The organism is Nocardioides sp. CF8 (genome assembly GCF_000389985.1).
In the GTDB taxonomy this organism is placed as follows: Bacteria; Actinomycetota; Actinomycetes; order Propionibacteriales; family Nocardioidaceae; genus Nocardioides; species Nocardioides allogilvus.
On record NZ_CM001852.1, the window covers coordinates 4,195,980 to 4,201,504 of the forward strand.

The window sequence follows — 5,525 nt, forward strand, 5'->3', positions numbered from 1 at the left end:
GAGCCCAAACGCCACGAGGGCCGTGCCGCTCGGTGCCACCCTCCTCGGTTTGAAGATTCCGGACCAAGGACGAGTCACGTGGCGCTGACCAGGCCTGTCAGCAGTCCCCCGACGAGCACCGCTGCCAATCCCAACCGGTAGGGGACGAAGACGGTGATCGGGTGTCCGGCCACGAGGCGGAGTAGCCACGCAATTGATACGTAGGCCACGACGAAGCTCACCGCCGTCGCCACCACGGTGGGCCACCAGCCGACGGTGGTGGAGATCTGCGAGGCCGTGATTAGCCCCTCGTAGGCGCCGGCCGCGACCAGCGCTGGAATGGACAAGAAAAACGACACCCGGGTGGCAGTGACCCTGTCCAGTCCAAGAAAGAGCCCTGCGCTGATGGTGGCTCCGGAACGAGAAACCCCCGGCACCAGCGCCACGCACTGGACAATCCCGATCACCACCGCATCGCGCACGGTGAGGTCGCGGCCCGCTTGCCCGCGCCGCGGGGAAGACCGCTCCGCCAAGACCATGACGAAGCTCCACGCCACGAGTGCGACGGCCACGACCCACAGGGAGCGTAGGGGGCCGGCGACCAGGTCCTTGGCGAGCAAGCCCACGACACCGATCGGGACGGACCCCGCAATGACGCACCAGGCCATCCGGTACTCGGGTCGGTGCCGCTCCCCGGGCACGACAAGTCCCCGACACCACGCCACCGCCAGTGTGCGGATGTCGGTGCGAAAGTAGACGAGAACCGCAGCGATTGCCCCGACCTGAATGAGAGCGGTGAAGGCGGTGACGCCGGGGTCATCAACCGGCAACCCGAGCAGCTCCTCGGCGATCGTGAGATGGCCGGTGCTCGAGATCGGCAGGAACTCCGTGACCCCCTCGACGATGCCCAGCAGCACCGCCTCCCACAAGTTCACCACCCGCTCCCGGAGGACGTGACCCGGAGGAGCAGCAGCCACCCCGCCAGAGCGATGCACAGCCCCAGCAGGTTTCCGGCGACGACATCGCTGAGGTAGTGGACACCCAAGAAGATCCGGTCCACCGAGATCACAAGGTAGACCAGCAGAGCGAGCAGCACGACCAGCTGCCGACTCCATCCCGGACCCATCATCGCCAGCGCCACGAGGATCACCGCGGCCGCGAAGGTCCCTGCCATCGCGGCATGCCCCGAGGGGTAGGACAAACTGTGCTCGACCGCGATCGGCTCGAGCCACTCCGGGCGCGGGCGGCTGAGCAGGAGCTTGGTCGAGGGGGCGATGACGTTCTCGGTCACGGTGACGGCGACGAGCCACGCCGCCAAGCACCAGTTGCGCTTCCGGGCCAGCAGCAGCGGGAGAAGCACCAGCGCGAGAAGCACCAGCACCGCACGCAGGACCATCGGCTGCCCGTAGGTCGCCACCGCGACCCAGAACGAGCTTCGACCGGCGTGGCCCCAGGTGGAGTGGTAGCCCCAGTCAGCGACCGTCTGGTCGAGCCGCGCGAGCTGCTCCGAGCCCACGGCCAACGCGATGGTCAGCACGCACAGCAGGACGGCCGCGACAGCCAGCAGCCATCTCACCCAGCGCGGCCGCGGTCCTCGGACCGGCGTCACCTCGCTCACAGGAGCGCGGCCGTCATGGCGTACCCGCCGGCGCACGCGCCCAGACCGATCGCCAGGCTCGCGAGGCAGTTCAACCCCGCGGCGAGGACCGAGCCTTCCTCGAGCAACCGGACGGTCTCGAACCCGAAGGTGGAGAACGTGGTGAGGGCACCGCAGAACCCGGTGCCGACCAAGGCCAACACCCACGACGGCACCCCAGCGCCGGTCACCGCAGCCGCCGTGACGCCCAAGACCAGCGAGCCGGTCATGTTGACGGTGAAGGTTCCCCACGGGAAGACGCTGTCGTGGCGGGACTGGACGACCAGGTCGGTGAGGTAGCGCAACGGAGCGCCGATAGCGCCACCCAGCAGCACCATCGCAACTGTCATCGCCGGTCCTCCCCCGGGCCGGCCGGGCCGGCTGGTCCTCTGCCCGCGTAGCGGATGACCTCGACCGGCTCCACGATCACCATGCCCTCGAGCTCCAGCCGCTCCAGCTCGGGGAAGCCACGAATCTGCTCGTCGGTGTCCACGATGACCACCGCGACAGGCGGGTCCTTGCGGAGCGACCACACCTGGGGGTGTGGATGTGGTTCGACTTGCCGAACCCCTCGATGCCACGAAAGGCGCTGGCCCCGTCCAGCCCGGCCCGGTGCGCCAAATGCACGATCTCGGTGTAAACGGGATGGTGGTGCACCTGGTCGGACTCCCCCACCATGATCGTCAGCCTGCTCGCTGGACCCCGCAGCGTCATCGGTTCCTCACCTCGTCATCGTCGTGCGCGAACATGGAAGACTCGGGAGGTGCTGGATGTCGGGGTCGTGACCGTCTCGGCCTGAGTGCGATCAACCGTGCGGAGGCGATCCCGGCCCAGACGGCGAGCAGGCCGGCCAGGAGGGACCCTCCTAGATATGCGAACGCGGTGAGGACCTGTCCTTCGCCGAGCAGGAGGCGTGCGTCGAGCATGTAGGTCGAAAAGGTGGTGTAGCCACCGAGGAGGCCGACGCCCAGGAACGGGCGCACGTACCGCTGCGACGGCCACACGTCCAGCACGAACACCATCAGCACGCCGAGCGCGAACCCACCAGAGACGTTCTCAACGAAGGTCCCCCACGCGAACTCGGTCCCGGACCATGGGAGGAGCTCACCGACACCCCAACGTGCCAGGCTCCCCAGTGCACCGCCGGCGCTGATGGCGAGCAGCACGTCCCACTGCGACGTGAATAAGGAAGGCAACCGGTGGACCGTGCCGGTGAGCCTGTCACCGGACGTATCGGGATCGATCGGCAGATCGCCGACGTCGGGGTCACTATTTTCGGGCACACGAACTCCTACCTGTCTCAGGTAGGGACTGTTGGTGGCCTGCCGCCACGGTTGTCGGCGAGCCCCACCGCCATCGTGTGCGCTCATGCTAACCAACTGCGACACTCACCGGCGAACCCGGACACCCCGAACACATCAGCGCGGACCGCCCAGCGTTTGGGATCCCCGACGATCACGCCGAAGGGTCGGGCCATGTTGGGCCAGGTTGGGCGCAGGAGTGCCCGAACCACACGACCCACCCACCGCGGGGTTGGTCGAACCGACCACCACCCCTTGCCCGTCATGCGCCGGTGAGCTGTACGCCGGCGTAGGCGACCCCCGCGACGAGGACCCATGACATGAGGCCGAGCACCAGCGCGCGGCCTCCGGTGCGCCGCAGCACCGGGAGGTGGATCCCGGTGCCCAGACCGACCAGGGCTGCGGCGAGCAAGACCTCCTGGAGGACCTTCGCGCCGTGCAGGACCGGGTCGGGCAGGAGCCCGGTGCTCGCGACGGCGATCGCTGCCAGGAAGCCGGCGACGAACAGGGGAAGCAGCGGTGGGCGGCGCCCCGTCGCCGCCGCGGGAGTGCGACGCCGCAGCGCAACGGCGGTCCCGGCGACCAGCGGGGCGAGGAGCACGACGCGGCTGAGCTTGACGACGACCGCGGTCGTCAGGGCTCCCGGTACGCGGTCGGCTGTCGCGACGGTCTGGCCCACGTCGTGCACGCTTGCGCCGACCCAGCTGCCGAACGCAGCAGGGTCGAGCCCGAGGGGCTCACGAAGCAGCGGGAGCAGCACGATGGCCAGGCTCCCGCACAACGTGACGAGCGCGATTGCGACCGCCGTGTCGTCCTCGTCCCCGCCGGCGACCTCCTCCATCGCGGCGACGGCGGAGGCGCCGCAGATCGAGAAGCCGGTGGCGACGAGCAGGGACCGGGCCGGCGGCACACCCAGCAGCCGCCCAAGCAGGCGCGTTCCGGTGAACGTGACCGTGACGGTGGTGACCACGACGAGGGCACCGCGCGGCCCCAGGTCGAGCAGCTGTTGCAGCCCCAGCTGCAGGCCAAGCAGCACGACGGCCAGGCGCAGGAACCGGTGTGAGGCGACGTGGGTGCCGACGTGCAGGGAGGGGTGGTGCAGCCCGATGTTGACCGCGAGCGCGCCGATGACCACAGCGACGGTGGAGGGGTTCACCGCTGGGACCAAGGCATGCACGCCGAACGCGACGCCGGTGGCGGTTGCGACGGCGAGCAACCCAGGTACCGGACTGCGGTGCCCGGGCTCGGGAGTGGGCGGGCAGGACGGGCGGCAGCGGCTGCCGGTGCGGTGTCGGTGGACAGGGGCTTCGTGGGCCGTGGTCACAGGCATTCTCCTTCGTCGGTACTTCCAGCCTGCGCCGGCAGACGGGCGCTCGGTAGACATCCTGGATCGATGACGTCATCCACCGGACTGATGGCGGGCTCTAGAGTGGGTCGATGACTCTCACCCGGGTGCCCGACCTCGACACCCTGTCGCTGCTCCTCGAGATCGTTGCCAGCGGCAGCCTGAGCAAGGCCGGTGCCTCCCGCGGGCTAAGCCAGCCTGCCGTGAGCGCACGGGTGCGCGGACTCGAACGGCTGGTCGGGTTCGCGGTCCTCACTCGCTCGGCCCGTGGCTCGAACCTCACCCCAAACGGTGCACTGCTGGCCGAGTGGGCACGTGGGGTCCTCGCTGCTGCGGACGTCCTCGAGGCGGGCATCGCGTCCCTGCGCGGCGACCGCATCGCGCGGCTGCGGGTCGCGGCGAGCTTGACCGTGGCCGAGCATCTACTGCCGGGCTGGCTCGTCGTGCTGGCCGCAACGCATCCGGACACCGCCGTCAGCCTGACCGCAGGCAACAGCGACACCACGGCGGCCGCGGTTCTCGCGGGCGACGCCGACCTCGGCTTCATCGAGGGCCCCGACCTTCCCTCCGGCCTGTCCGCTCAGGTCGTGGCGACCGACCGGCTCGTGGTCGTCGTCGCGCCCGCTCACCCGTGGGCCCACCGCCGTAGATCGGTAGAGGCTGAGGAGCTGGCCGGAACGCGGCTGGTGCACCGCGAAGCCGGGTCGGGGACCCGCACCGCGCTGGACCGAGCCCTGACCCCGTTCGGTACCCCCACCCAACCCCTGCTCGAGGTGTCGACCAGCAGCGGCGTCCGCTCCGCAGTCATCGCCGGAGCCGGCCCGGCCGTGCTCTCCGACCTGGCAGTGCACGACGACGTCGCAGCCGGCCGCCTAGTCCAGGTCCCCATTCACGGAGTCGACCTCGACCGCTCGCTACGTGCCGTCTGGCTCACCGGCCAGCGACCGGTCGGCCCGGCAGAGGACCTGCTTCGGCTTGCAGTCCCCGAGAGGCCACGAGCCCGGCGTCTACCCCGGAGCAGAGCGCGAGTTCGTTGAGGATCGCTGGCGCTACCGTGACTCGCGCGAGCTGGTCAACGCGCCACAAACTACTGGTCACACAGAGCGCCACCGCAGCAGGATTGGCTCGCGGAGCGCGCCAGCGCAGGATCGTCACGCGGAGCGTGACCGCAGCGGGAACGACGTGCGGCGCTCCGCAGTGCTGACGGCGCGGCGCACGTCGATCGCCGCAAGCGGATCCCTCACCGGCAACCGGTCGTCACCCG

At 69.8% G+C, this 5,525-nt stretch carries 6 protein-coding genes and 1 pseudogene; 1 reads left to right on the top strand and 6 read right to left on the bottom strand.

Annotated features, from left to right (window positions below):
• Positions 1–74 precede the first annotated feature (74 nt).
• The 6 genes and pseudogenes from CF8_RS20390 to CF8_RS20415 all read right to left on the bottom strand — a co-directional run bounded on the left by CF8_RS20390 (position 75) and on the right by CF8_RS20415 (position 4,300).
• The gene (locus tag CF8_RS20390) at positions 75–914 is read right to left on the bottom strand and encodes an undecaprenyl-diphosphate phosphatase (RefSeq protein ID WP_036491690.1); all 840 of its coding nucleotides are present in this window, start codon (positions 912–914) and stop codon (positions 75–77) included.
• A complete protein-coding gene (locus CF8_RS20395; RefSeq protein WP_156887290.1) occupies positions 911–1,555 on the bottom strand; it encodes a phosphatase PAP2 family protein in 645 nt (214 codons plus the stop codon). The genes CF8_RS20390 and CF8_RS20395 overlap by 4 nt, the downstream gene beginning before the upstream one ends.
• Before the next feature lie 38 nt (positions 1,556–1,593).
• Positions 1,594–1,965 (bottom strand): fluoride efflux transporter CrcB, encoded by a 372-nt coding sequence (crcB, locus tag CF8_RS20400; RefSeq protein ID WP_010834970.1) that lies wholly within the window; start codon positions 1,963–1,965, stop codon positions 1,594–1,596.
• A pseudogene (locus CF8_RS23405) lies at positions 1,962–2,329 on the bottom strand (DUF190 domain-containing protein). Before CF8_RS23405 ends, crcB begins: the two are co-directional and overlap by 4 nt.
• The gene (locus tag CF8_RS21760) at positions 2,326–2,898 is read right to left on the bottom strand and encodes a fluoride efflux transporter FluC (protein ID WP_232211550.1); all 573 of its coding nucleotides are present in this window, start codon (positions 2,896–2,898) and stop codon (positions 2,326–2,328) included. Before CF8_RS21760 ends, CF8_RS23405 begins: the two are co-directional and overlap by 4 nt.
• A gap of 280 nt (positions 2,899–3,178) precedes the next feature.
• The gene (locus CF8_RS20415) at positions 3,179–4,300 is read right to left on the bottom strand and encodes a YeiH family protein (protein WP_036491692.1); all 1,122 of its coding nucleotides are present in this window, start codon (positions 4,298–4,300) and stop codon (positions 3,179–3,181) included.
• 53 nt (positions 4,301–4,353) lie between these two features.
• On the opposite strand from CF8_RS20415, the gene CF8_RS20420 reads away from it, so the two are divergent.
• Positions 4,354–5,298, top strand: a complete 945-nt coding sequence (locus tag CF8_RS20420) for a LysR family transcriptional regulator (RefSeq protein ID WP_010834973.1) — start codon at positions 4,354–4,356, stop codon at positions 5,296–5,298.
• Positions 5,299–5,525: the final 227 nt, after the last annotated feature.

Coding starts and splice junctions, on each gene's coding strand:
- crcB (WP_010834970.1), bottom strand. CDS start 1,965: ATGACAGTTGCGATGGTGCTGCTGGGTGGCGCTATCGGCGCTCCGTTG.
- CF8_RS20415 (WP_036491692.1), bottom strand. CDS start 4,300: ATGTCTACCGAGCGCCCGTCTGCCGGCGCAGGCTGGAAGTACCGACGA.
- CF8_RS20420 (WP_010834973.1), top strand. CDS start 4,354: ATGACTCTCACCCGGGTGCCCGACCTCGACACCCTGTCGCTGCTCCTC.